This is a genomic window from Ruegeria sp. BE1 (assembly GCF_056538885.1).
In genome coordinates, this window is the sequence record NZ_JBQFTY010000001.1 from 847,805 (window position 1) to 869,967 (window position 22,163).

Annotated in this window: 23 protein-coding genes; 11 read left to right on the plus strand and 12 right to left on the minus strand. The window is 60.4% G+C overall.

Annotation, left to right across the window (positions count from 1 at the left end; all coding sequences use genetic code 11):
* Positions 1 to 106 precede the first annotated feature (106 nt).
* From ACR0J5_RS04255 to ACR0J5_RS04300, 10 genes are all read left to right on the plus strand, one after another.
* Entirely contained in the window at positions 107 to 1,357 is a 1,251-nt protein-coding gene (locus tag ACR0J5_RS04255) for a Zn-dependent hydrolase (RefSeq protein ID WP_480650730.1), read from the plus strand.
* 91 nt (positions 1,358 to 1,448) lie between these two features.
* A complete protein-coding gene (hydA, locus tag ACR0J5_RS04260; protein ID WP_480650732.1) occupies positions 1,449 to 2,903 on the plus strand; it encodes a dihydropyrimidinase in 1,455 nt (484 codons plus the stop codon).
* Positions 2,904 to 2,912: 9 nt separating this feature from the next.
* On the plus strand, positions 2,913 to 3,407 hold the full coding sequence (locus tag ACR0J5_RS04265; protein WP_480650734.1) for a DUF4760 domain-containing protein: 495 nt from the start codon (positions 2,913 to 2,915) through the stop codon (positions 3,405 to 3,407).
* A complete protein-coding gene (locus ACR0J5_RS04270) occupies positions 3,404 to 4,195 on the plus strand; it encodes an ABC transporter ATP-binding protein (protein ID WP_480650736.1) in 792 nt (263 codons plus the stop codon). The genes ACR0J5_RS04265 and ACR0J5_RS04270 overlap by 4 nt, the downstream gene beginning before the upstream one ends.
* A gap of 24 nt (positions 4,196 to 4,219) precedes the next feature.
* Complete coding sequence (locus tag ACR0J5_RS04275; RefSeq protein ID WP_480650738.1) at positions 4,220 to 5,152, plus strand: ABC transporter permease; 933 nt, start codon at positions 4,220 to 4,222, stop codon at positions 5,150 to 5,152.
* A complete protein-coding gene (locus ACR0J5_RS04280; RefSeq protein ID WP_480650740.1) occupies positions 5,149 to 5,994 on the plus strand; it encodes an ABC transporter permease in 846 nt (281 codons plus the stop codon). The genes ACR0J5_RS04275 and ACR0J5_RS04280 overlap by 4 nt, the downstream gene beginning before the upstream one ends.
* Before the next feature lie 56 nt (positions 5,995 to 6,050).
* The gene (locus ACR0J5_RS04285; RefSeq protein WP_480650742.1) at positions 6,051 to 7,040 is read left to right on the plus strand and encodes an ABC transporter substrate-binding protein; all 990 of its coding nucleotides are present in this window, start codon (positions 6,051 to 6,053) and stop codon (positions 7,038 to 7,040) included.
* A 258-nt stretch (positions 7,041 to 7,298) separates the two neighbouring features.
* Positions 7,299 to 8,012, plus strand: a complete 714-nt coding sequence (locus ACR0J5_RS04290) for an ABC transporter permease (RefSeq protein ID WP_480650744.1) — start codon at positions 7,299 to 7,301, stop codon at positions 8,010 to 8,012.
* On the plus strand, positions 8,005 to 8,739 hold the full coding sequence (locus tag ACR0J5_RS04295; RefSeq protein ID WP_480650746.1) for an ATP-binding cassette domain-containing protein: 735 nt from the start codon (positions 8,005 to 8,007) through the stop codon (positions 8,737 to 8,739). Before ACR0J5_RS04290 ends, ACR0J5_RS04295 begins: the two co-directional genes overlap by 8 nt.
* A 21-nt stretch (positions 8,740 to 8,760) precedes the next feature.
* Entirely contained in the window at positions 8,761 to 9,576 is an 816-nt protein-coding gene (locus tag ACR0J5_RS04300; RefSeq protein WP_480650748.1) for an ABC transporter substrate-binding protein, read from the plus strand.
* A gap of 6 nt (positions 9,577 to 9,582) precedes the next feature.
* On the opposite strand, the gene ACR0J5_RS04305 is transcribed toward ACR0J5_RS04300, so the two are convergent.
* The 11 genes from ACR0J5_RS04305 to ACR0J5_RS04355 form a co-directional block, all read right to left on the minus strand.
* Positions 9,583 to 10,455 carry a substrate-binding domain-containing protein gene (locus tag ACR0J5_RS04305; RefSeq protein ID WP_480650749.1) on the minus strand — a complete coding sequence of 291 codons (873 nt, stop codon included), beginning with the start codon at positions 10,453 to 10,455 and terminating at the stop codon, positions 9,583 to 9,585.
* Entirely contained in the window at positions 10,456 to 10,581 is a 126-nt protein-coding gene (locus ACR0J5_RS04310; RefSeq protein ID WP_480650751.1) for a hypothetical protein, read from the minus strand. It abuts the gene before it with no gap.
* Complete coding sequence (locus tag ACR0J5_RS04315; protein WP_480650753.1) at positions 10,578 to 11,858, minus strand: c-type cytochrome; 1,281 nt, start codon at positions 11,856 to 11,858, stop codon at positions 10,578 to 10,580. Before ACR0J5_RS04315 ends, ACR0J5_RS04310 begins: the two co-directional genes overlap by 4 nt.
* Complete coding sequence (locus tag ACR0J5_RS04320) at positions 11,859 to 13,055, minus strand: formate dehydrogenase subunit gamma (protein WP_480650754.1); 1,197 nt, start codon at positions 13,053 to 13,055, stop codon at positions 11,859 to 11,861. It lies immediately after the preceding gene.
* 29 nt (positions 13,056 to 13,084) lie between these two features.
* Complete coding sequence (locus tag ACR0J5_RS04325; protein WP_480650756.1) at positions 13,085 to 13,435, minus strand: putative quinol monooxygenase; 351 nt, start codon at positions 13,433 to 13,435, stop codon at positions 13,085 to 13,087.
* A gap of 102 nt (positions 13,436 to 13,537) precedes the next feature.
* Positions 13,538 to 14,134 (minus strand): formate dehydrogenase FDH3 subunit beta, encoded by a 597-nt coding sequence (fdh3B, locus tag ACR0J5_RS04330; protein ID WP_039530246.1) that lies wholly within the window; start codon positions 14,132 to 14,134, stop codon positions 13,538 to 13,540.
* 15 nt (positions 14,135 to 14,149) lie between these two features.
* Positions 14,150 to 17,044 carry a formate dehydrogenase subunit alpha gene (locus ACR0J5_RS04335; protein WP_480650758.1) on the minus strand — a complete coding sequence of 965 codons (2,895 nt, stop codon included), beginning with the start codon at positions 17,042 to 17,044 and terminating at the stop codon, positions 14,150 to 14,152.
* Between the two features lie 104 nt (positions 17,045 to 17,148).
* A complete protein-coding gene (locus ACR0J5_RS04340; RefSeq protein WP_480650760.1) occupies positions 17,149 to 17,337 on the minus strand; it encodes a ubiquinol-cytochrome c reductase iron-sulfur subunit N-terminal domain-containing protein in 189 nt (62 codons plus the stop codon).
* Between the two features lie 57 nt (positions 17,338 to 17,394).
* Entirely contained in the window at positions 17,395 to 18,003 is a 609-nt protein-coding gene (locus tag ACR0J5_RS04345; RefSeq protein WP_480650761.1) for a TorD/DmsD family molecular chaperone, read from the minus strand.
* A gap of 4 nt (positions 18,004 to 18,007) precedes the next feature.
* Complete coding sequence (locus ACR0J5_RS04350; protein ID WP_480650763.1) at positions 18,008 to 18,583, minus strand: DUF3306 domain-containing protein; 576 nt, start codon at positions 18,581 to 18,583, stop codon at positions 18,008 to 18,010.
* On the minus strand, positions 18,580 to 19,134 hold the full coding sequence (locus tag ACR0J5_RS04355) for a DUF3305 domain-containing protein (protein WP_480650764.1): 555 nt from the start codon (positions 19,132 to 19,134) through the stop codon (positions 18,580 to 18,582). Before ACR0J5_RS04355 ends, ACR0J5_RS04350 begins: the two co-directional genes overlap by 4 nt.
* Positions 19,135 to 19,383: 249 nt before the next feature.
* On the opposite strand from ACR0J5_RS04355, the gene ACR0J5_RS04360 reads away from it, so the two are divergent.
* Complete coding sequence (locus ACR0J5_RS04360; RefSeq protein WP_480650766.1) at positions 19,384 to 21,336, plus strand: 4Fe-4S binding protein; 1,953 nt, start codon at positions 19,384 to 19,386, stop codon at positions 21,334 to 21,336.
* On the opposite strand, the gene ACR0J5_RS04365 is transcribed toward ACR0J5_RS04360, so the two are convergent.
* Positions 21,330 to 22,058, minus strand: a complete 729-nt coding sequence (locus ACR0J5_RS04365) for a c-type cytochrome (protein WP_480650768.1) — start codon at positions 22,056 to 22,058, stop codon at positions 21,330 to 21,332. The two genes, ACR0J5_RS04360 and ACR0J5_RS04365, sit on opposite strands and share 7 nt — an antisense overlap.
* Between the last annotated feature and the right edge of the window lie 105 nt (positions 22,059 to 22,163).

Here is a 22,163-nt window from a genome sequence, read left to right on the forward strand (position 1 = left end):
CGCAATTTCTTGACTGATGACCAACCCGTGATAGCGTGAGTTTGACCAGATGGTCAAATCAAGACACCAAAAGCGAGCCAAATCGCAAGCGACAGGGAAAGACATCATGGCAGCTCCGGCGCAGAACCTCATGATCAATGGCGACAGGTTGTGGGACAGCCTGATGAAGATGGCCCAGATTGGCCCGGGTGTTGCGGGCGGAAACAACCGGCAAACGCTGACCGATGAGGATGCGCAGGGTCGTGCGCTGTTTCAAAGTTGGTGCGAGGAGGCAGGGTGTTCCATGGGCCTCGACCAGATGGGCAACATGTTCGCCCGCCGCGAGGGCACAGACCCCGAGGCGCTGCCGGTTTATGTGGGTTCTCATCTGGATACGCAGCCGACCGGCGGGAAATATGACGGTGTGCTGGGCGTTTTGGGCGGGCTTGAGATTCTGCGCACTCTGAACGATCTGGGCATCAAGACGAAACACCCTATCGTGGTCACCAACTGGACCAATGAAGAGGGGACGCGGTATGCCCCGGCCATGCTGGCCTCGGGCGTTTTTGCCAGTATTCACACGCAGGACTGGGCCTATGCGCGCGAGGACGCTGAGGGTAAGGCCTTTGGCGATGAATTGCAGCGAATTGGTTGGCGCGGCGAAGAAGAGGTCGGTGCCCGCAAGATGCACGCTTTCTTTGAGCTGCATATTGAACAGGGTCCCATTCTTGAGGCCAAAGGCAAAGACATCGGCGTGGTCACTCATGGACAGGGGCTGAGCTGGACCCAGATCACGGTCACCGGCAAGGATGCGCATACCGGATCAACCCCGATGCCGATGCGCAAGAATGCCGGTCTGGCCATGGCGCGTATTCTTGAGAAAGTGGATGAGATCGCCTGGTCTCATGCGCCGCACGCGGTGGGCGCGGCGGGACATATCGATGTGTTCCCGAACTCTCGCAACGTGATCCCCGGCAAGGCGGTGTTCACGGTCGATTTCCGCTCGCCCGATCTGGAGGTGATCAAGGACATGGAGGCGCGCCTGCACGTGGCGGCCGAGGATATCGTCGAAGAGATGGGCCTGCAGATCGAGTTTGAGAAGGTCGGCGGGTTTGATCCTGTGGAATTCGACAAAGTGTGCGTTTCGGCGGTGCGGAATGCGGCTGAGCGGCTGGGGTATTCGCATACGGATATCATCTCGGGAGCGGGGCACGATGCGTGCTGGATCAACCGCGTGGCGCCGACGGCGATGGTGATGTGCCCATGTGTGGACGGGTTGAGCCATAATGAGGCCGAAGAGATCAGCAAGGACTGGGCGGCTGCCGGGGCGGATGTTCTGTTTCATGCGGTCGTCGAGACGGCGGAGATTGTGGGCTAGGGGGCGCTGCCCCCGTCGCCCGATGGGCGACCCCCCGGGGATATTTTGGCCAGATGAAGCAAGCGGCGCAGACCGCAACAGGGAGATTGTGATGAGCACTGTTATCAAGAACGGCACGGTTGTGACCGCAGATTTGTCCTACAAGGCGGATGTGATGGTCGAGGGCGGCGTGATCACCGAGATTGGGATGGATCTAAAGGGTGACAAGGAGTTGGATGCGACCGGGTGCTATGTCATGCCGGGAGGGATTGATCCGCATACCCATCTGGAGATGCCGTTCATGGGCACCTATTCCAGCGACGATTTCGAAAGCGGGACGCGGGCGGCTTTGGCCGGGGGAACCACGATGGTGGTGGATTTTGCGCTGCCCAACCCGGGCGAGAGCCTGCTGGATGCGTTGAAGCGCTGGGACAACAAATCGACGCGGGCGAATTGTGACTACTCGTTCCACATGGCGGTGACGTGGTGGGGCGAGCAGGTTTTTGACGACATCAAGACCGTGATCGAGACGCGCGGGATCAACACGTTCAAGCATTTCATGGCCTATAAGGGCGCGTTGATGGTGAATGATGATGAGCTGTTCGCCTCGTTCAAACGTCTGGCTGAGTTGGGCGGGATCGCCATGGTGCATGCTGAGAACGGTGACGTGGTGGCTGAGCTGAGCGCCAAGCTGCTGGCCGAGGGCAATACCGGACCCGAGGCGCATGCCTATTCCCGCCCGCCGCAGGTTGAGGGAGAGGCGACCAACCGCGCCATCATGATTGCCGACATGGCGGGTGTGCCTTTGTATGTGGTGCATACTTCCTGTGAAGAGGCGCATGAGGCCATTCGCCGGGCCAAGATGAATGGCAAACGGGTGTGGGGGGAGCCTCTGATCCAGCATCTGACCCTGGATGAGAGCGAGTATTTCCATCCCGATTGGGATCACGCGGCGCGGCGGGTCATGAGCCCTCCGTTCCGCAACAAGCAGCATCAGGACAGCTTGTGGAACGGGCTGCATTCTGGAACGCTGAGCGTGGTGGCCACCGACCACTGTGCCTTTACCACCGATCAGAAACGCTATGGCGTGGGCGATTTTACCAAGATCCCCAACGGGACCGGAGGGCTGGAAGATCGGATGCCGATGCTGTGGACCTATGGGGTAAACACCGGGCGTCTGACCCCGAATGAGTTTGTGGCTGTTACTTCAACAAACATCGCCAAGATATTGAATTGCTATCCGAAAAAGGGTGCAATTCTGGTTGGCGCGGATGCGGACATCGTGGTTTGGGACCCGGAGAAAACCAAGGTGATCAGCGCGGAAACGCAGCAATCGGCCATCGACTACAACGTGTTCGAAGGCAAAGAGGTCAAAGGTCTGCCGCGTTTTACGCTGACATGCGGTCAGGTGGCGATGCATGATGGGGAAATCCGCACGCAGGAAGGCCATGGTGAGTTTGTTGCGCGTGAGCCAAACGGTCATGTGAACCGGGCGCTGAGTACGTGGAAAGAGTTGACCGCGCCGCGTCCAGTCGAGCGGACGGGTATTCCGGCGACGGGGGTTTGATCGCTGCTGATGGGGCTGGAGTTCTGGCTGGATATCTCGGCGGATGTCGCGGCAATTCTTGCCGCGCTTGCTGTTATGGTGACCGCAGCCTTTGTCTGGCGACAAATGCGCTTGCAAGCACGCGGTCAGGACAAAGATGAGCGCAGGTTTCTTCGAGAGTCGATCCACGTGATCCACGAAACGTTGCAAGCCGCTCAGTTTCGCGAAGCGCGCCAGCACTTCTTTGGTGGTCCGCATCAGCGGGGCTATGATGACTTGGAAAGTGAGGAGCGCGGCTTGGCCCGTTATATCCTGAGTGTCTACGGACTGATGGCCCGGATGATCAAACATGGCGCGATTGACGAGGAAATCCTGCGAGATTATTGGCGCACTGCGCTCTATCGCGATTGGGACAGGCTTGAGAACTTTGTCAGTGGGGAACGCTTAAGAGCGAAGAACGGAAACCTTTTTGCTGCTACCGAGCAAATGGTTTCCCGCTGGAAGACAACGGGAAAAGAGAAATGAACGAAGCGGGCAAAGCTGTAGTTGAAGCCGAAAACCTCGACCTCACCTTCCAAACCAATGACGGTCCGATCCACGCGTTGAAGGACGTCAACCTGACCATCAACAAGGGGGATTTCGTTAGCTTTATCGGCCCCTCGGGCTGTGGCAAGACCACCTTCCTGCGCTGTGTCGCGGCGCTGGAAACCCCGACGGGCGGGACTCTGACCGTCAATGGTATGACCCCGGATGAGGCACGGCGGAAGCGGGCCTATGGCTATGTTTTTCAGGCGGCGGGGCTGTACCCGTGGCGGACCATTGCCAAGAACATCAAACTGCCGCTTGAGATCATGGGGTACTCGGCTGCCGAGCAGGAAGAGCGGGTGAAAAAGGTTCTGGAACTCGTTGATCTGGAAGGGTTTGGCGGCAAGTTCCCGTGGCAGTTGTCGGGCGGGATGCAGCAACGGGCCAGCATCGCGCGGGCGCTGGCGTTTGATGCGGATATCCTGCTGATGGATGAACCCTTTGGCGCGCTGGATGAGATCGTGCGCGATCACCTGAATGAACAGCTTTTGGCGCTGTGGGCGCGGACGGGCAAGACCATCGGGTTTGTGACGCATTCCATCCCCGAGGCGGTCTATCTCAGCACCAGGATCGTGGTGATGAGCCCCCGGCCCGGACGGATCACCGATGTGATCGACAGCCCCTTGCCGAAAGAGCGACCCTTGGACATCCGCGACACGCCGGAATTCATCGAGGTCGCCCATCGCGTACGCGAGGGGCTGCGGGCGGGGCATTCCTATGACGATTGAGACACCCGTGATGCAGGACGCGCCATGAAGAACCTTGTTCCTATATTGGTTGTGCTCGCCGCGATTGTCGCGCTTTGGTATGCGGCCGTGGCCCCGATGAACATCCGTATTTCGCTGGATCAGGCCCAGCGGGCAGGCGAAAGCGTCACCCCCGAGACGGCGTTGGAGCGTCGGGATACCTCGGTCTGGGTGCTGATGGCCTCGAACCCCGGTGCGATCGCGGGCGGGTATGCTCTGGACCGGCCACGACTGCCGACGCCGGGACAGGTGGGGCAGGAATTGTGGAAGACGACCGGGGAAATGGTGGTCAAGGGACGGGCCTTTTCCAAACGGTCCCTCATCTACCACGCGGGTGTGACGCTGAAATCCACTCTGTGGGGCTTTTTGCTGGGCACAACGCTGGGCATTCTGGCCGCCGTTGCCATCGTCTATTCGCGTGTCGCGGATATGAGCCTGATGCCCTGGGCGATCATCAGCCAGACCATTCCCATCGTGGCGCTGGCCCCGATGATCATTGTCGTCAGCTCTCAGATCGGGATCGAGGGGCGCGGGGTGCCCAAGGCCGTGATCTCGGCTTATTTGTGCTATTTCCCGGTGCTGGTGGGGATGGTCAAAGGGTTGCGGTCGCCGTCCTTGCCGCAGCTGGATTTGCTGAAGACGTATAACGCATCCGGGACGCAGGGGTTTTTCAAGCTCAGGCTGCCGTCTTCACTGCCGTATCTGTTCACCTCGCTCAAGGTCGGGATCGCGGCTGCCTTGGTGGGCACCATTGTGGGTGAGCTGCCAACCGGTGCGGTGGCGGGTCTGGGTGCGCGCATCCTGATCGGAGACCAATTTGGCACGCCATTGGCCATCTGGGCCGCGCTTTTGGCTGCCGCTATTCTGGCCGGGTTGTTGGTGACCCTACTGGATCTGTTGCAAAGGCTGGCCCTGCGCCGGATGGGGTTGAGCGCATGACGTGGTTGTCCTTTGCACTTCTGTTCTGGGGTCTTGCCTGGCTGGTCAATTACCGTCTGGCGATTTCCAAACACCGTAAAACCCGTATGGTTCGCATTGTGGTGCCCGTTCTGTTCGGCGTCACGCTGCTGGTCCTGTGGGAGGGGCTGGTGCAGGGGCTTGGTGTTTCGCCCGTGATCCTGCCGCCACCATCCAGCGTGGCGGGAGAGTTCGTCGGTTCGGCAAACCTGCTGTGGGAGGATTTCAAGCAGACCGTCTTCAAGGGCGCGCTGACCGGCTTTGTGATTGGGTGCGCTGCGGCGTTTGTGTGTTCGGTTGCCATTGACCGCTCGGCCTTTCTGACGCGGGGGCTATTGCCCATCGGCAACTTTGCGGCGGCTCTGCCGATCGTCGGGATCGCGCCGATTCTGGTCAGTTGGTTCGGGTTTGACTGGCACTCGAAGGCGGCGGTCGTCGTGGTGATGGTGTTCTTTCCGATCCTGGTCAACACGGTTCAGGGATTGCGTGAGGCGGACGCGATGCAGCGCGATTTGATGCGCACCTACGCAGCCAGCTATTGGCAGACCTTGTGGAAACTGCGACTGCCTGCGGCGATGCCCTTTGTGTTCAACGGGTTGAAGATTGCGACAACCCTTGCTTTGATCGGTGCTATCGTGGCCGAGTATTTCGGATCACCCACGCGCGGGATGGGGTTTCGTATTTCGACAGGTGTCGGCAGCCTCAATATCGGGCTTGTCTGGGCCGAGATCGCCGTTGCCGCCCTGGCGGGGACGGTTTTCTATGGTCTTGTCGCAGCAGCCGAGAAGGCGGTGACATTCTGGCACCCGTCACAACGCGGATAAAAAGAATTCAACAGACCCCGAAAAAGGGGCACACACAGCAACTAGGAGACATGAAGATGAATAAGATTTTCAGTGGGGCGGTCGCCGCCTTTACCCTGGCAGCCAGTTCGGTGCTTGCGGCGGATGAGGTGACTTTGCAACTGAAATGGGTCACGCAGGCGCAGTTCGCGGGGTATTATGTGGCCAAGGACAAGGGGTTCTACGAAGAAGAGGGGCTGGACGTCACGATCCTGCCGGGTGGTCCGGATATAGCGCCGACGCAGGTGATTGCCGGGGGCGGGGCCGATGTGACCGTCGAATGGATGCCCGCCGCGCTGGCCGCCCGTGAAAAGGGGCTGCCGCTGGTGAACATCGCGCAGCCGTTCAAAAGCTCGGGCATGATGCTGACCTGCTGGAAGGATGCGGGCATTGCCTCGCCCGAGGATCTGAAGAACCGCACGCTGGGCGTCTGGTTCTTTGGCAACGAATTCCCGTTCATGAGCTGGATGAGCCAGTTGGGCATCGACACCGGCGGCAAAAGCGAGAACGGGGTCGAAGTTCTGAAACAAGGGTTCAACGTCGACCCGCTGTTGCAGCGTCAGGCCGATTGCATCAGCACCATGACCTATAATGAATACTGGCAGGTGATCGATGCGGGCGTGAACCCCGATGAGCTGGTAACCTTCAAATACGAAGATCAGGGCGTCGCTACGCTGGAAGACGGTCTGTACGTTCTGGAAGAAAACCTGAGCGACGCCGCGTTTACAGACAAGATGGAGCGGTTCGTGCGCGCCTCGATGAAAGGCTGGAAATACGCCGAGGAGCATCCTGACGAAGCCGCCGATATCGTGCTGGAAAATGACGCGACCGGTGCCCAGACCGAACAGCATCAAAAGCGTATGATGGGTGAGATCGCCAAGCTGACCGCCGGGTCCAACGGCGCGCTTGATCCGGCTGATTTTGACCGCACCGTCAGTACCCTGCTGGCCGGTGGCTCTGATCCCGTGATCACCGCACAGCCCGAGGGCGCGTGGACCCACCAGATCACGGATGCGGCGTTGAACTAGAGCGTTTCGGGTTTTACCTGAATCACTCTGTGACACGAATGTCCCGAGAACGCCGCAGGCGTGGCAGGGTATTCGTGTCTCAAGTTAAGCCCGAAACGCTTTAAGCCAACTGCCATTACCTGCGCATGCGCGGCCCCAAAGGGGGCCGCGTTTTCTTTTTCGAATGTCGGAAACGTGTCTGTACTTGGCAGCAGAAACGGTTAGTATTTCCCTGTAATTACGCGCATTTCATACGAAATTGCGGAAAGTGGGAAAATAATGCAGGGATTTGCATCAGAATTCAGCTCAGCTTTTGCTCTGATCCTAAACGGGGATGCCGAGCTGTGGGCGATAGTGTTGCTGTCTCTCGAAGTCTCCCTGTTTGCTGTGCTGATTTCTGCCCTGATTGGCATGCCGGTTGGGGCCGCTTTGGCGGTTGCGCGCTTTCCGGGGCGGCGAGCGCTGATCGTGTTGATGAACGCGCTGATGGGGTTCCCGCCTGTGGTTGTTGGCCTGCTGGTCTATCTGATGCTGTCCCGGTCGGGGCCATTAGGGGTTCTGGAGCTGCTCTATACGCCAACCGCAATGATCATCGCGCAGGTGGTTCTGGTCACACCTATCGTGGCCGCACTGACCCGGCAGGTAATTGAGATGCTGGCCGAGGAATACTCGGAACAACTCCGTTCGCTTGGGGTGTCGCGGCTGGCGTCGGTGCCGGTGCTGTTGTGGGATGCCCGGCTGGCGTTGGTGACAGCCTTGCTTGCCGGGTTCGGTCGCGCCATTGCCGAGGTGGGGGCCGTGATCATTGTGGGCGGCAACATCAATCACGTGACACGCGTGATGACGACGACCATCGCGCTTGAGACGTCCAAGGGCAATCTGGCCCTGGCCCTGGCGCTTGGGGCCATCCTGATTGGGATCGCGGTGGCAGTGAACGCCATGGTCAGCGCGCTGAGCCTGCGGGCCGAACAAGAGGGGCTGCGCCATGCGTGATCTGATTTGCGAAATGACAGGCAGTCTGACTGTGGATGGTGTGAAGATCGTCCGCAAAGGCAGGACGCTGCTGGACGTTGCGCAGCTGTCACTGGATGGCCCCGGACCGACCTTGATCCTGGGGCCAAATGGGGCGGGCAAAAGCCTGTTGCTGCGCTGCTTGCACGGGCTGATCATACCGGATCAGGGGCGTGTCTGTCAGGACGGCGAGGTTCTGAATGACGCGCACAAGGCGCGGCAGGCGATGGTGTTTCAGCAGCCTGTGCTGCTACGCCGCTCGGTCGCGGCAAATCTGGATTTCGTGCTGAAACGGCAGGGCCTGAACCGCAGCACCCGCAAGGCCCGGATCGAAGATCTGCTGGCCGAGGGCGGGCTGGACGGCAAAGCCCGGCAATCCGCACGGTCCCTGTCGGGGGGTGAGGCGCAACGGCTTGCCATCCTGCGTGCGCTCGCTTTGGAGCCGGAAACCCTGTTTCTTGATGAACCAACTAGTGCGCTGGACCCAAGTGCCACCCAGATGATCGAACGCATGATCCAGCGCGCCTCGCGCCGTGGGGTGCGAATTGTCATGGTTACGCATGACATAGGTCAGGCGCGGCGGTTGGCGGCTGATATTGTGATGATGCAGGGCGGTCATGTGGTGGAACACGGCGTGGCCAAACAGGTTCTGGATGCCCCGGACAGCGATGCGTCGCGCCGTTACCTCGCCGGTGGGCTGGTGACTTAATTCAAAAGAATGGAGATCGAAATGATCCGTAATATTGCGCGGGCAGCGCTGGTGTCTCTTGGCCTGATGGCGAACCCAGTAAGCGCCGAGGCGCCGTTTATTGTCTTGCAATCCACCACATCAACGCAGAACTCGGGGCTGCTGGATTACATCCTGCCGGGCTTTGAAGCCGAAAGCGGGATCGATGTGCGTGTGGTCGCGGTTGGGACAGGGCAGGCGATCCGTAACGCCGTCAACGGTGACGGCGATGTCTTGCTGGTGCATGCCAAACAGGCCGAAGACAAATTCGTAGCCGATGGCTGGGGTGTTGAGCGTTTTGACGTGATGTATAACGATTTTGTTCTGGTTGGCCCGAAATCGGACCCGGCACAGGTCAAAGGCGACACGGATATTGTCGCGGCTATGGCCGCCGTGGCCGACGCCCAGGCCCCATTTGCCTCGCGCGGGGATGACAGCGGCACCCATAAGGCCGAGATGCGCCTGTGGGAGTCTTCCGAGATCGACCCGACCGATGCGTCGGGCGAGTGGTACCGCGAGACCGGCTCGGGCATGGGGGCGACGCTGAATGTGGCCAGCGGGATGGACGCCTATGTCCTGACGGATCGCGCAACCTGGCAGTCCTTTGGCAACAAGGGCAATCTTGAGGTGCTGGTCGAAGGCGATCCGCGTCTGTTCAATCAATATGGCGTCATCCTTGTGAACCCCGAAAAACACCCGAACGTGCGCGCGGCTGCGGGTCAGCGGTTCATTGACTGGCTGGTTGGACCCCACGGACAGGCGGCGATCGAGTCATACAAACTGGATGGGCAGCAATTGTTCTTTCCCAACGCCAAGTGACCAGATTTAACCGCTCGCGCCGTTGTGGTGGATGGTGCCCAAACCGGAAATTTCATAGCCGCCGAATTCGGCGGCGCGGGTGGCAAAGCGATCAGATTGCAGAAAGCCCAGCAGTTTGAGCATCGGATCATCGAAATAGGCCCTTCGCCAGATGGCAAGGTCCAGGCGTTCGGAATGGGTGGCCATGAAGCCGAGCGTGTAGAGCCCTGCCAGCGCGCCCAATCCGAACCCGACCTCGGCCTTGCCGTCATGCAGGGCGATGGCCAGTTCCTCTTCGGTGCGGGCGCAGGTGGGCAGGGCATCAAGATCGTCGCGCGTGAGGCCGTGGGCCTCAAGCTGCGTCTCAAACAGGCGCTGGCTGGCGGCACTGTCCTGTCGCAGGATGACCCGGCGTCCCTTGAGGTCGGCAAAGCCGCTGATTTCGGTGACGTTCGGGGCCAGCAACAGCCCGCGCTGGCGTTGCGCGACCTCGTACAGAACGACCGGGGCTTCGCCCAGATGGTCACGCAGGGCGCCTGCGTTGAACCCATCCTCTTCGTGGATATGCAGGGCGGCGGCCTGTGCGCTGCGGTCCTTCAACCGGGTCAGCCCGTCGAAAGAGCCGTCATAATAGGTGGCCAGCCCCGAGCCGCTTTCCCGCAAGGCCCAGTCCAGCAGAGGATCGTGGCTGCCGGCGACAATCGGGGGCAGGGGCGGTTCAGCCACGTGCGGGCCCGAGCGTGAGGCGTTCAGCCAGGCCACGACCTCGGCCCGGGGGAACAGCAGTTTGCCCATGGCGCGCACGCATGGCACCTCGCCCGATGAGGCAAGATCATAGGCCTTACGCTCGCCAATGCGCAGCAGGTCGGCCAGTTCCTTTGTGGTCAGGTATTCGGGCATTCAGTCGAGGCGCACGGCCGCTCCGGACCCGGCATCCGCAGCGCTGAACCCGATCTGTTTGAGCGTGAAGGGCGCGGCTATGGTGATCACAACCATGACGGCCGCAGCAGCAAGAAAGGCTTTCATTGGTCTCCTCCGGTTCCGTTCGTTTGTGCCGTGGCGCTGCGCAAAAAGGCGATCAGATCGTCTCGGTCCTGCGCTTGGGTAATCCGCTGCATTGGCATCTTTGATCCCGGAATGTAATGGTCTGGCCCTTCGTCGAAAAGGGCATTTATCGTCTCGTCATTCCAAATGATATCAGAGTCTTGCAACGTGTCCGAGTAGAAATATCCCGGCAGCGTGCCTGCCTGCCGGCCAAAGATGCCATGCAAGGTCGGACCCGCGCGCCGTTGCCCATCAGGCGTCAGGCTGTGACAGATTGAACATTTGCGGGCGAACTGACGCTCACCATTGCTCATCTGGTCGGGGTTTTTCAGGAAACTGGGCTCGGCAGCGGCCATGCGTTCCTGATCGCCCAGTGCCGCAACGGGCCAGCTATACATGGCCTCATCGATGCCGCCTGCATGGATGTTGTCACCATCGGCGGAAAAGGCCAGCGCCCAGACCGGCCCGCGCAGGGTGGCGCGGAAATCCTGTGCGATGCGCCAATCCTGCGTGTCGATCAGCATGATGTAGCCTTCGCCATCCCCCACCGCCAGAAGTCTGCGGTCTGGGCTGAGCGCCAATGCCAGAATTGGGCGGCGTTCCAGCGTGAAATCCCGCTCAGATCCGGTTTCAAGGTCGCGGATGCGGGTCACGCCATCCACCGCGCCGTAGGCGATCCAACCGTCCTGTTCGTTCAGGACCAACTCATTGATGCCAAACCCATGCTCAATGATACGCTGCGTTTCCTGACCGCTGGCCACGTCCCAACGGCGCAGAGAGCCATCGACCCCCGCCGAATAGAGCGCCGTCCCGTCCGAGGAAAACGCCACCGCATTTACGCCGCTGCCCGTGGGGCCCAGCGTCATCGGATCGGAGCCATCCACCGGCCACAGACCAATCGTGCCATCCCAACTGGCGGTGGCCACATGAGTTTTCGAGGCCGCGATGCTGACGATCTTGCCTTTGTGCTGGCCGACAATGTCTCCGCCCGGCCACCGGCGCAGGGTAAAGTCGTCGCCTGCGGAATAGATCGCGGTTCCGTTGAAGGCGACGCTGTTCACCGCCGCTTCGTGCCCTTCCAGCCATTCGGGCGTCTGATCCGACCACAGCCCGACCGAGTTGTCGAAACTGGCCGTCGCGATCCGACCATCGGGCGCGGTGGCGATCCCCATGATCGGCCCGCCGTGACCTTTGAGCGTAAAGAACTCGGCCAAAGCGGGCAGGGGAACCAGCGCCAGTGCCAGAACCAGTGCGCGCATTTACTCGGCGGGTGAGGCTGCGGCTTTGCTGGCCTCTTTTTCCTGCACCTCTTCCAGCCAAAGAGAGTGGTGCTCACGCGCCCATTGCTCTTCGACCTCGCCGGTGCCCATGGCGTCAAACGCGCCTTCCATGCCGACCGATCCCAGATAGATATGCGCGATGATGATGGCGATAAAGACATAAGCGACCATCACGTGCCAGACCTGTGCGTACTGCATTTCCTCCTGCGGGGACATTTGCACCGGCAGGTTCAGGCCCATTGCCTGCGGGATGCCGGTGGAATTGGCAATCTCAAAGGTCTTCGCGAACATCGGCAGTTCGAAGGGGAACAACAGCGACAGGCCAGACAGGCTGATCGATACGCCCAGCAACACGCAAGCCCAGAAGATCACCTTTTGACCGGCGTTAAACTTTTTCGCGGGGGGATGGCTGTTCTTGGTGAACAGACCCCCTCCGGCTGCCAACCATTTCAGGTCGGTCTTGTTGGGGATGTTGTGGACGATCCAGTTCAGGGTGATGATGATCAGCCCCAGCATGAACGCCCAGGCCAGGTTGTTGTGCAGCCATTTGCATCCTTGCGCGATGGTGGCAAAGCCCTCTTTCCCGAAGATCGGGATCAGGAAATCGCGGCCATAAAGGCTGAGCAGACCAGTAATTGCCAGCACGATGAATGATCCGGCAAACAGCCAGTGACCAAAGCGTTCAAACCCGTTGAATCGCAGAACAGTGCGGCCGGTTTTTTCACCATCGATGCGGATTTTCCCGCGGATGAGGAAGAACAGCAGGATAATCGCGGCCATGCCTGCAATGATATAGGTCCCATATTCCCGCAATGGCCCGGTGCGGAAGTTCCACCACCACATGCCGCCGTCCTGAATCAACACGCCCGCTGCGGGGCCCTGAGAAGACACGGTGGTATTGGCCGACCCATAGCGGATCGCGCGGTACACGTCGCTGTCAGATGCAATGCCCCGTGTGCCAAACTGACCCAGCAGCCCTTCGACATTACCTTGGCCCGTGTTTTCCGAGCGATAGGTATTGTCCACTTGCTCGCCACGCTGACGCGCAAGGATGTCTTCCAGCGTTGTTGCACCGCCGGTGGTGGCCCGGTCCGGCGCAGGTGGCGGGGTGGTTTCCTGAGCCCATGCGGCGCCGGTCAGGAAAAGTGAGACGAGCAGAAATTGAATCAAACGCATGGGGGAAACTCTCCGAATATGAGTATGGGTCAGCGGTCAAAGCCGCCGATCTGCCGATGAAAGACCGCGCCAACGGGTCCGAGCGCGGCGCGCAGGTCATCTTTTGCGGGGCCATAGACGTCGAGTTGGACCGGGGTCAGCAAAGACAAAAACCGATCCGCGAAATTTGCCCCAAAATTCTGCATGTGGATCATGGCGTCGTCAGAGCTGGCATAACGTTCATAGATGTGCACGGACCCATCGCTTTGGTGCCACTCATAACTTTTGGCACCGCTTTCCTGCAGGGTCGCATTGACCATTTCGGTCATCAGGGCTTCGAACTCAGACTGTTTTTCGGTGTTTAAATCCAGCTTCAACAGCCAATAGACATCGTTGGTCATGTTCGCTCCAGCAGGGTCAGAAATTGCGGCGGCTGACCAGCAGCCACCGGCAAAAGTGGAACAACCCCCAACGCGTGGGGGTTGTCTTTCTTGGTTAAGACCTTAGCCGTCTTTCTGATCGTAGGCCGTGCCCCAACCCCACGCGCCCGAGCCAAAGCCGCGGGCAACGACGCGCTCGCGGTAAATGGCCGAGACCACGTCGCCGTCACCGGCAAGCAGGGCCTTGGTGGAACACATCTCGGCGCAGATGGGCAGTTTGCCCTCGGCGATCCGGTTGCGACCATATTTGGCGAACTCTGCGGTCGAGTGCGTTTCCTCGGGGCCACCGGCGCAGAAGGTACATTTGTCCATCTTGCCGCGTGATCCGAAGTTGCCCGCCTGCGGGTATTGCGGCGCACCGAACGGGCACGCGTAAAAGCAATAGCCACAGCCAATGCACAGGTCCTTGGAATGCAGGACGACCCCTTCTTCGTTCTGATAGAAGCAGTCGACCGGGCACACCGCCATGCAGGGCGCATCCGAGCAATGCATACAGGCCACCGAGATCGAGCGTTCGCCCGGGTCACCGTCATTGATCGTCACCACCCTGCGGCGGTTCACGCCCCACGGCACCTCGTGTTCGTTTTTACACGCGGTGACGCAGGCATTGCACTCGATGCAGCGTTCGGCGTCGCAGAGAAATTTTGCTCTTGCTGCCATGTTCTCTTCTCCTCCTTACGCTGCCCAGATTTTGCAAAGAGTCGCTTTCGTCTCTTGCATCTGGGTCACTGAATCGTAGCCATAGGTCTGGGCGGTGTTGGAACTTTCACCCAAGACATAGGGGTCTGCACCGGCGGGGTATTTGTGCCGCTGATCTTCACCCTGGAAATGGCCGCCAAAGTGGAACGGCATAAAGGCCACACCGGCACCGACCCTGTTGGTCAGCATCGCCATCACCTTGACCTTGCCGCCTTCTGGACCTTCGACCCAGACCTGTTGCCCGTCACGGATACCAAGGTTGTTGGCATCGCGCGGGTTGATCTCGACGAACATGTCCTGCTGCAGCTCGGCCAGCCACGGGTTCGACCGGGTTTCCTCGCCGCCGCCTTCATATTCGACCAGACGACCCGACGTCAGGATTATCGGGTAATCCTTTGAAAAGTCGTTCTTTTGGATCGAAGCATAAAGGGTGGGCAGGCGATAGGCATGCCGGTCCTCATAGGTCGGATAGTCCTCGACCAGATCGCGCCGGTTGGTATAGAGCGGCTCGCGATGCAGCGGGATCGGGTCCGGGAAGGTCCAGACGACCGCGCGGGCCTTTGCGTTCCCGAAGGGCGCACAGCCATGCTTGATCGCAACCCGCTGGATGCCGCCCGACAGGTCGGTTTTCCAGTTGGTTTCCGGCCCCGCAACAGCGTCGATTGCTGCGCGTTCCTCGGCGGTCAGGTCGCCGTCCCAGCCAAGGTCCATCAGCATTTGCATCGTGAATTCCGGATATCCATCCTGAATTTCCGATCCAACGCTATAGACCCCTTCGGCCAGCAGGTTGTCACCATCACGCTCCACACCGAAACGGGCGCGGAAGGTCAGGCCACCTTCGGCCACCGGCTTGGACATATCATACAGGTTCGGTGTCCCCGTATGACCCATCTCGGCCGTTCCCCAGCAGGGCCAGGGCAGACCGTAATACTCGCCGTCGTTGGGTCCACCAATGGCTTGCAGCGTGGTTCTGTCGAACGTGTGCTGGTTGGCCATATGGCTTTTCAGACGTTCCGGCGACTGACCGGTATAGCCGATGGTCCAGAGGCCCGAGTTGAATTCACGCGTGATGCTTTCAACATTCGGGGTTTCGGGGTCGTCCATCTCGATATTGCGGAACAGCCGATCTGCCCAGCCGAACTTATTCGCGAACTTGGCCATGATGACCTCGTCCGGCAGGCTTTCGAACAGGGGCTCGACGATCTTGTCGCGCCACTGCAGCGACCGGTTCGAGGCCGTGACAGAACCACGGGTTTCGAACTGTGTACAGGCCGGCAACAGATAGACGCCATCGGTGCGGTCATGCAGAACGGCGGAAACGGTGGGATACGGGTCGATCACGACCAGCATGTCCAGCTTTTCCATCGCCGTCTTCATTTCCGTCATCCGGGTCTGCGAGTTGGGCGCGTGGCCCCACAGAACCATGGCACGGACGTTATTGTCCTGATCCATGTTGGCCGGGTCTTCGAGAATGCCGTCGATCCAACGAGAGACCGGGATGCCGCGCTCATTCTGAAGCGGTTTATCCTTGCCCTCCTTGTCCTTGATCGTGGCAAACTGACCCGCCAGCCATTCGGGGTCTTCACCCCAAACACGCGACCAGTGACCCCATGCCCCCTTGGACAGGCCATAATAGCCGGGCAGGGTGTGGGACAGAACACCAAGGTCCGTCGCGCCCTGCACGTTGTCATGGCCACGGAAGATGTTGGTGCCACCACCCGAGGTGCCCATGTTGCCCAGCGCAAGCTGAAGCACGCAGTAAGCGCGGGTGTTGTTGTTGCCGTTGGTGTGTTGCGTACCACCCATGCACCAGACGACGGTGCCGGGGCGGTTGTTCACCATGGTCCGGGCGACGCGGCGCAGCTGCGAGCCGGGCGTACCAGTGACGCGCTCAACCTCTTCGGGGTTCCACTTGGCAACCTCTTCGCGGATCTGGTCCATACCCCAGACACGGGTGCGGATGAACTCTTTGTCCTCCCAGCCGTTGTCGAAGATGTGCCACAGGATACCCCAAACCAATGCAACGTCGGTGCCGGGGCGGAAACGGACATATTCATCCGCATGGGCCGCGGTGCGCGTAAAGCGCGGGTCGCAGACGATCAGAGGGGCGTTGTTCTGCTCTTTCGCACGCAGGATATGCAGCAGCGAGACGGGGTGCGCCTCGGCCGGGTTACCACCGATGATAAAGATGGCCCGGCTGTTGTGCATGTCGTTATACGAGTTGGTCATGGCGCCGTAGCCCCATGTGTTCGCAACGCCCGCAACCGTGGTCGAGTGGCAGATACGGGCCTGGTGGTCCACGTTGTTCGTGCCCCAGTAGGCGGCGAACTTGCGGAACAGATAGGCCTGTTCGTTGTTATGTTTCGCGGAGCCCAGCCAGTACACGCTGTCCGGCCCGGATTCCTGACGGATGTTCATCATGCCGTCGCCGATCTCGTCGATCGCCTGTTCCCAGCTGATGCGCTTCCACTCTCCGCCTTCCTTTTTCATCGGATATTTCAGGCGGCGCTCGCCATGAGCGTGCTCGCGGACGGATGCCCCCTTGGCGCAGTGCGCACCCAGGTTGAACGGGCTGTCCCAGCCGGGTTCCTGCCCGACCCAGACGCCGTTAGACACTTCGGCCACAACGGTACAGCCGACCGAGCAGTGTGTGCAGACGGATTTTACAAGATCAACCGCGCCCGTTGCCGAGGCGGCTGCACTGGCCTGTGTCACGGTTCCGCCCGTGGCGCTGATCGCGGCAAGGCCGCCGATCGTCAGGCCTGATCCGCGCAGGAATGCGCGGCGATCGACGGTTTTCTCGCCGACCTGGGACAGGATACTTGTCCGCTGGGGGCGTCTCGCAACCCCGTTGGTCTTTTTCCTAAGCATTTCTTTCCTCCCTTGCGCGCCGTGTCAGCCACGGCTGGCTTGGTACTGTGCAAACCGACGTCAGGGCCAATCGCAACCGTCAGTCGGGGGTGACAACGTCCGGGTCAGAACCGGGCGCTCTCCAGATAGGCGCGGGTATGCGCGGTGTCCTGCATCCGGGTTTCGTCCGTAGGCAGCTCGGCTGCTTCGGCCTGTCCGGTCAGGCTGGCGGCGGCGACGGCAGCGGGTGCTGCGGTTCCGGCCAGTTTGAGGAAGTCGCGGCGCGTCGCGCCTTCTTCCTTGGTCTTGCTCATGGGGGTCTCCTTTCCCATTTGCTGTTTGGCACCTGTCGGGCACCGGCGAGTGGCGGGTTACGCCGTCATCCGAAAGGCTTCGCGTTCGATCTCCATAAAGACCCGACCGGCAGTGCCGATCGAGGCATAGAGGACCGAGTTTTCGGCACCTTCCAAATCCGAGTAAAAATGCGCGGCCCAGGGGCCGATATGCTTGTTCCAGAACGTTTTCTGATCGTCCAAGGTGGCAGGTGCACGGAAGCGGCCAACGATCATGCCTGCCATCATCTCCATCAGTGAGGCGATGTTGTCTTCGGGTTCAAACACGTTCCTGGCGCGGGTGATGCCGCGCAGGGCCATGTCATTGCGCAGTTGCGCCAATGGTTTTTCGTTCAGGAAGCCGGTCAGGTAAAAACTGGCGTAAGGCAGCAGCTCACCCCGGCCCAGCCCGATGAACAGCGCGTTAAACTCACGCTCGGCCGCAGCGGGTTTGGTGACTTTGGCCACCCGCGCCATTGCCTGAATGGCCTGACCCAGATCGGTTTCATCGCCGCCAAGACCCGCCACCTGATCCAGCAACAGCTGATCGGGCGGGGCGGACAGCAGCAGCCCCAGGAAATTGTAGAAATCCGCGCGCAGACGATCCTCGGCCGAGACATCCAATTTTTGCGCTTCGCTTGCGGTCATTGCGTTATCCTTCGAATTCAAATTTCATGCGACGCGGGGACGGGGGGTGGGCGTCTTCTTCTTCCGGCTCTTCGATCTGGGCCATCTGCACCGGTTCGGGCTCGGGCGTGGGCTCTTCGACGACCTCTGGTTCCGGCAACAGTTCTTCGACCGGTGCCTCGCTTTCGTCTTCCTCGGCCTTCGCGGCCAGGGCTTCGACATGCGCCAGCATCCCCTTGCCAACCTGATAGGCCGTTTGAAGGTTTTCGATGACACAGGCCGCGTCGGTATAGTCTTCGCCATAATCGACCAGCCCGTCGACATTGGCCAGCACCGGGTTCAGACGCCACAACCGCCGCAGGGCACGGCGGCGCAGGCGGTCGGGCACGGCCTTGGCCATAAAGCCCGAGACATCATCGCCCGCCTGCAGCTGATCGGGGTCGGGCAGGTTGAACTCGGCCAGAATCTCGGCGTCTGTCTTTTCCTCCAACTCGGCGCGCTGTTCGGCAACGGCCAGTTCCTCGGCGGCGATCACCTCTGCTTCGGCCTCGGCCTGAACGGCGGCCTTGCGGCGAGACCAGAAATCGCGCGGCTGGGTCATTGGATGATCCTCCGCGGTGCACGATACACGTCCGAGTCCTGCCGGATGCGCGCATCGCCTTTGCCATCCTCGACCAAGTCGGTGCGCTTTTTGTCCCGGCGACGTTTGACAAAGACCTCGTCGCGGTGATGTTCCAAAGCGAAATCCCGAACCCAGGCGATCAGCCCTTCGGTCATGGGGATTTTCTCGACAATCTCTTCGCCGGTATCCGCGTAATCCTGCCCCTCGAACGGAGAGGCGGTGACCAAAACCGCATCCATCGGGCGCTGCCCATCCAGCGCATCCCGCAGAACAAGATAGATCGAGGGCTGACCGTCAGACAGGTTCACCATGTAAGCCTCGGTCTCATCCGCCCACAGGGTCAGGGGCAGGGTGGCTGCGTGGTATTCAACAGCCTCACCTTCGCGCCGCATCTCATGCCAATCCGCCGGGCCTGCGCCCGGCAAAACGGCGACGGCACGCCAGTTCCATTTCGCCCAGCGGGTTACACCGGGTGTTTTGCGCACGACGACGCCGATTGGCATTTCAATCTGGTTTGCGGCCTCCGCCACGTAGTCCTCCCCTGAAGGCTCTCCCCTGCCTTCTCCAAGTCCACTATGGTACACAATTTGATCTTCTGCCAAGTCCTAGCACTACGACTTTAGTCGTACATGGTGGTAGCGTGTTCGTGAGGGGGCTTGCCCGGCGCCATCAAATAAGGGCTTTTGAGCGGCGTCGGGATGAAAATCGGTGGCCTTTACATTGCCGCCCCCGAAGGACAGCCTAATGTGCGAGGGATGGACCGCGTTCGGGGAGGGACTATGGGCACCAAGATTCTGCTGTGTGATTGCGAAGGAACGCAGTCGCTGGATGCCGAACAGATCGCATCGACCTGTGGCACAAGCTGTTCCAAGGTGCATACAGCGTTGTGCACGCGCGAGCTGAACAGCGCCGCAGCGCTGATGCAAGAGGGCGACACGATCATCGCCTGCGGGCAGGAACAAGAGGTGTTCTCGGCACTGGCCGAAGAATTGCAGATCGAAACGCCGGGTTTCGTTGATCTGCGTGACCGCGCCGGATGGTCTGACCAAGGGGATGATGCAACGCCCAAGATGGCGGCACTGGCGGCCGAGGCGCTGTTGCCGCAGCCCATCACGCCCAGCGTGGATGTGTTCAGCGAAGGCACCTGTTTCATCATCGGCGCAGGTGAGGTCTGTTTTGATCTGGCCCAGCGGTTGGCCGCAACGCTGGCCGTGACCGTCTTGGCGACCGATGACAGCCAGCCCCTGTCGCGTGACTTTGATGTTGTGCGGGGGCGCGTGCGATCGGTGAATGGGGCCTTGGGAGGGTTCTCGTTACAGCTGGACGCGCTGCAACAGGCCCAGCCCGGTGGGCGCGGGGCCTTTCAATGGTCCGAGCCGCGCGATGGGGCAAAATCCACCTGCGACATCGTGATTGATCTGGCGGGTGACATGGCCTTTGTACCGGCCCCGGAAAAGCGCGAAGGATACCTGAGGGCGGATCCCAAAGATAAGGTGGCGGTCGAACGTCTGGCCTTTGACGCGGTGCAACTGGTCGGTACGTTCGAAAAACCGCTTTATGTGCGGATGGAGGAAACGCTGTGTGCCCATTCGCGAGCCGAACAGGTGGCCTGCACGAACTGTCTGGACATCTGCCCGACCGGCGCGATCTCGCCGGATGGCGAACATGTGTCGATCGACCCGATGGTCTGTGCGGGATGCGGGGCCTGTGCTGCGGTCTGTCCGTCTACGGCAATCACTTACGAAGATCCCCAGATTGCGGCCATTGTATCGCGTATGCACATTCTGGCGCGAACCTATCGGCGCGCGGGCGGAACTGCGCCCCGGCTGCTGGTGCATGATGCCCATGGGGCTGAGATGATCCGGCTTGCCGCCCGCTTTGGGCGCGGCCTGCCTGCGGATGTCATCCCCATGCAACTGAACGTAATTTCGGGCTTTGGCCATGCCGAGATGCTGGCTGGTCTGGCCCATGGTTTCGCCCGTGTCGATGTCTTGCTTGCACCCACGACCGAACGCGATGCCCTGGACCGAGAGCTTGCGCTGGCGCAGGCGATTGCCGGGTCGGGGAGCTTGGGCCTGATTGACGAGGCTGACCCGGACGCCATGGCCGAGCTGCTCTATGCGCAAGAGGTGCCTCAGCCGCTGGCCGATCCGGTTCTGCCGCTGGGCAACCGCAGGCAAATCACGCGGCTGTCGGCGCAGGCGCTGAACCCGCAGGCCGAAGACCCTCTGCCGCTGCCCGAAAACGCGCCATACGGTGCGTTGGCGATTGATACCGATGCCTGCACACTGTGCCTTAGCTGCGTGTCGCTGTGTCCGTCGGGCGCTTTGGTGGACAACCCCGACAAGCCTCAGTTGAACTTCCAGCAGGATGCCTGTCTGCAATGTGGCCTGTGCAAGAACATCTGTCCCGAGGACGCGATTGCGCTGGTTCCGCAACTGGACCTGAGCGATGCGGCCCTGTCACAGCGGGTGCTGAATGAGGAAGAACCCTTTGCCTGCGTTGAATGCGGGGCGCTGTTCGGGGTGAAATCCACCGTGGAACGCATTATGGAAAAACTGTCGGGTACGCATCCGATGTTCGCCACCTCGGACAAGGCACGGATGATCCAGATGTGCGACAATTGCCGGGTGAACGCGCAATTCCAGCACACGGATAACCCGTTTCAGTCAAATCCCAAACCGCGCGTCGTCACGACCGAGGATTATTTCTCGAAGCGGAAGGATCATTGAAGCTGCAACGGCGCCCCAAGATCGGCGGCCTCAAGGGCCGACACGAATGCCAGAATGGCCTCCAACTCGTCCAGTGTCATTTCCACCGGCTGGATGGGCGAGGGGCGTTCAGGGTCAAACGGTGCCGTCAGCCCGTCGATCTGCGTGAAAGCCGGGTGGGGGTTCAGAACAAAAAACGCCTCGAACCGTTCCGACCAGTCGGACATTGCGCGCAAGACCCCAAAGGACGGGGTAGAGCCCAGACCGTTCATCCGGTTCTTCGGCCCGATCACATGACAGCGACCGCAATGGGTCATCGAAAGTTCCTCACCCCGGATGACATCGCCGTCGATTGTGGTGTCTTCCGATGCCGTCGCGATTTCGAAACTGGCCGAGAAGGGCGCGCCCTGATCCGGCGTAAACCCTTCGACGGTGCGCTTGCCGATATCCGACAGCAGCCAGTCGCGGAACCGTTCCTGTTTGGCGTCATCCCCGATCTGCAGGTGATAGACCACATCACCGCGCGCAAAGACCGGATCGCCCGGAGGGGCCGGGTTCAGCACCAGAACGCCACCATCGTCTGCAACAATCCGAATACCGGTCTTGAGTGAGAAGCGCGGAAGAATATGTTGCAAAAGACCAGAGTCTTTCACCTCGGGCGGAGCGGCAAGGCCAAGCGTCTCTTGCGACCAAGAGGGGGTGGCACACAGCGTCAGGCTCAGGCACAAAAGGACAAAACGCATGGCTCAGCCTACCGGCCCGATCCCACATGCGTCAAATAAACTGAACGGGATCGAGAGAAGTACAATGAAAAACAACCACATGGTTGGATAGAATAGTAGGGGAAA

Coding starts and splice junctions, on each gene's coding strand:
- ACR0J5_RS04255 (WP_480650730.1), top strand. CDS start 107: ATGGCAGCTCCGGCGCAGAACCTCATGATCAATGGCGACAGGTTGTGG.
- hydA (WP_480650732.1), top strand. CDS start 1,449: ATGAGCACTGTTATCAAGAACGGCACGGTTGTGACCGCAGATTTGTCC.
- ACR0J5_RS04265 (WP_480650734.1), top strand. CDS start 2,913: ATGGGGCTGGAGTTCTGGCTGGATATCTCGGCGGATGTCGCGGCAATT.
- ACR0J5_RS04270 (WP_480650736.1), top strand. CDS start 3,404: ATGAACGAAGCGGGCAAAGCTGTAGTTGAAGCCGAAAACCTCGACCTC.
- ACR0J5_RS04275 (WP_480650738.1), top strand. CDS start 4,220: ATGAAGAACCTTGTTCCTATATTGGTTGTGCTCGCCGCGATTGTCGCG.
- ACR0J5_RS04280 (WP_480650740.1), top strand. CDS start 5,149: ATGACGTGGTTGTCCTTTGCACTTCTGTTCTGGGGTCTTGCCTGGCTG.
- ACR0J5_RS04285 (WP_480650742.1), top strand. CDS start 6,051: ATGAATAAGATTTTCAGTGGGGCGGTCGCCGCCTTTACCCTGGCAGCC.
- ACR0J5_RS04290 (WP_480650744.1), top strand. CDS start 7,299: ATGCAGGGATTTGCATCAGAATTCAGCTCAGCTTTTGCTCTGATCCTA.
- ACR0J5_RS04295 (WP_480650746.1), top strand. CDS start 8,005: ATGCGTGATCTGATTTGCGAAATGACAGGCAGTCTGACTGTGGATGGT.
- ACR0J5_RS04300 (WP_480650748.1), top strand. CDS start 8,761: ATGATCCGTAATATTGCGCGGGCAGCGCTGGTGTCTCTTGGCCTGATG.
- ACR0J5_RS04305 (WP_480650749.1), bottom strand. CDS start 10,455: ATGCCCGAATACCTGACCACAAAGGAACTGGCCGACCTGCTGCGCATT.
- ACR0J5_RS04310 (WP_480650751.1), bottom strand. CDS start 10,581: ATGAAAGCCTTTCTTGCTGCTGCGGCCGTCATGGTTGTGATCACCATA.
- ACR0J5_RS04315 (WP_480650753.1), bottom strand. CDS start 11,858: ATGCGCGCACTGGTTCTGGCACTGGCGCTGGTTCCCCTGCCCGCTTTG.
- ACR0J5_RS04320 (WP_480650754.1), bottom strand. CDS start 13,055: ATGCGTTTGATTCAATTTCTGCTCGTCTCACTTTTCCTGACCGGCGCC.
- ACR0J5_RS04325 (WP_480650756.1), bottom strand. CDS start 13,435: ATGACCAACGATGTCTATTGGCTGTTGAAGCTGGATTTAAACACCGAA.
- fdh3B (WP_039530246.1), bottom strand. CDS start 14,134: ATGGCAGCAAGAGCAAAATTTCTCTGCGACGCCGAACGCTGCATCGAG.
- ACR0J5_RS04335 (WP_480650758.1), bottom strand. CDS start 17,044: ATGCTTAGGAAAAAGACCAACGGGGTTGCGAGACGCCCCCAGCGGACA.
- ACR0J5_RS04340 (WP_480650760.1), bottom strand. CDS start 17,337: ATGAGCAAGACCAAGGAAGAAGGCGCGACGCGCCGCGACTTCCTCAAA.
- ACR0J5_RS04345 (WP_480650761.1), bottom strand. CDS start 18,003: ATGACCGCAAGCGAAGCGCAAAAATTGGATGTCTCGGCCGAGGATCGT.
- ACR0J5_RS04350 (WP_480650763.1), bottom strand. CDS start 18,583: ATGACCCAGCCGCGCGATTTCTGGTCTCGCCGCAAGGCCGCCGTTCAG.
- ACR0J5_RS04360 (WP_480650766.1), top strand. CDS start 19,384: ATGGGCACCAAGATTCTGCTGTGTGATTGCGAAGGAACGCAGTCGCTG.
- ACR0J5_RS04365 (WP_480650768.1), bottom strand. CDS start 22,058: ATGCGTTTTGTCCTTTTGTGCCTGAGCCTGACGCTGTGTGCCACCCCC.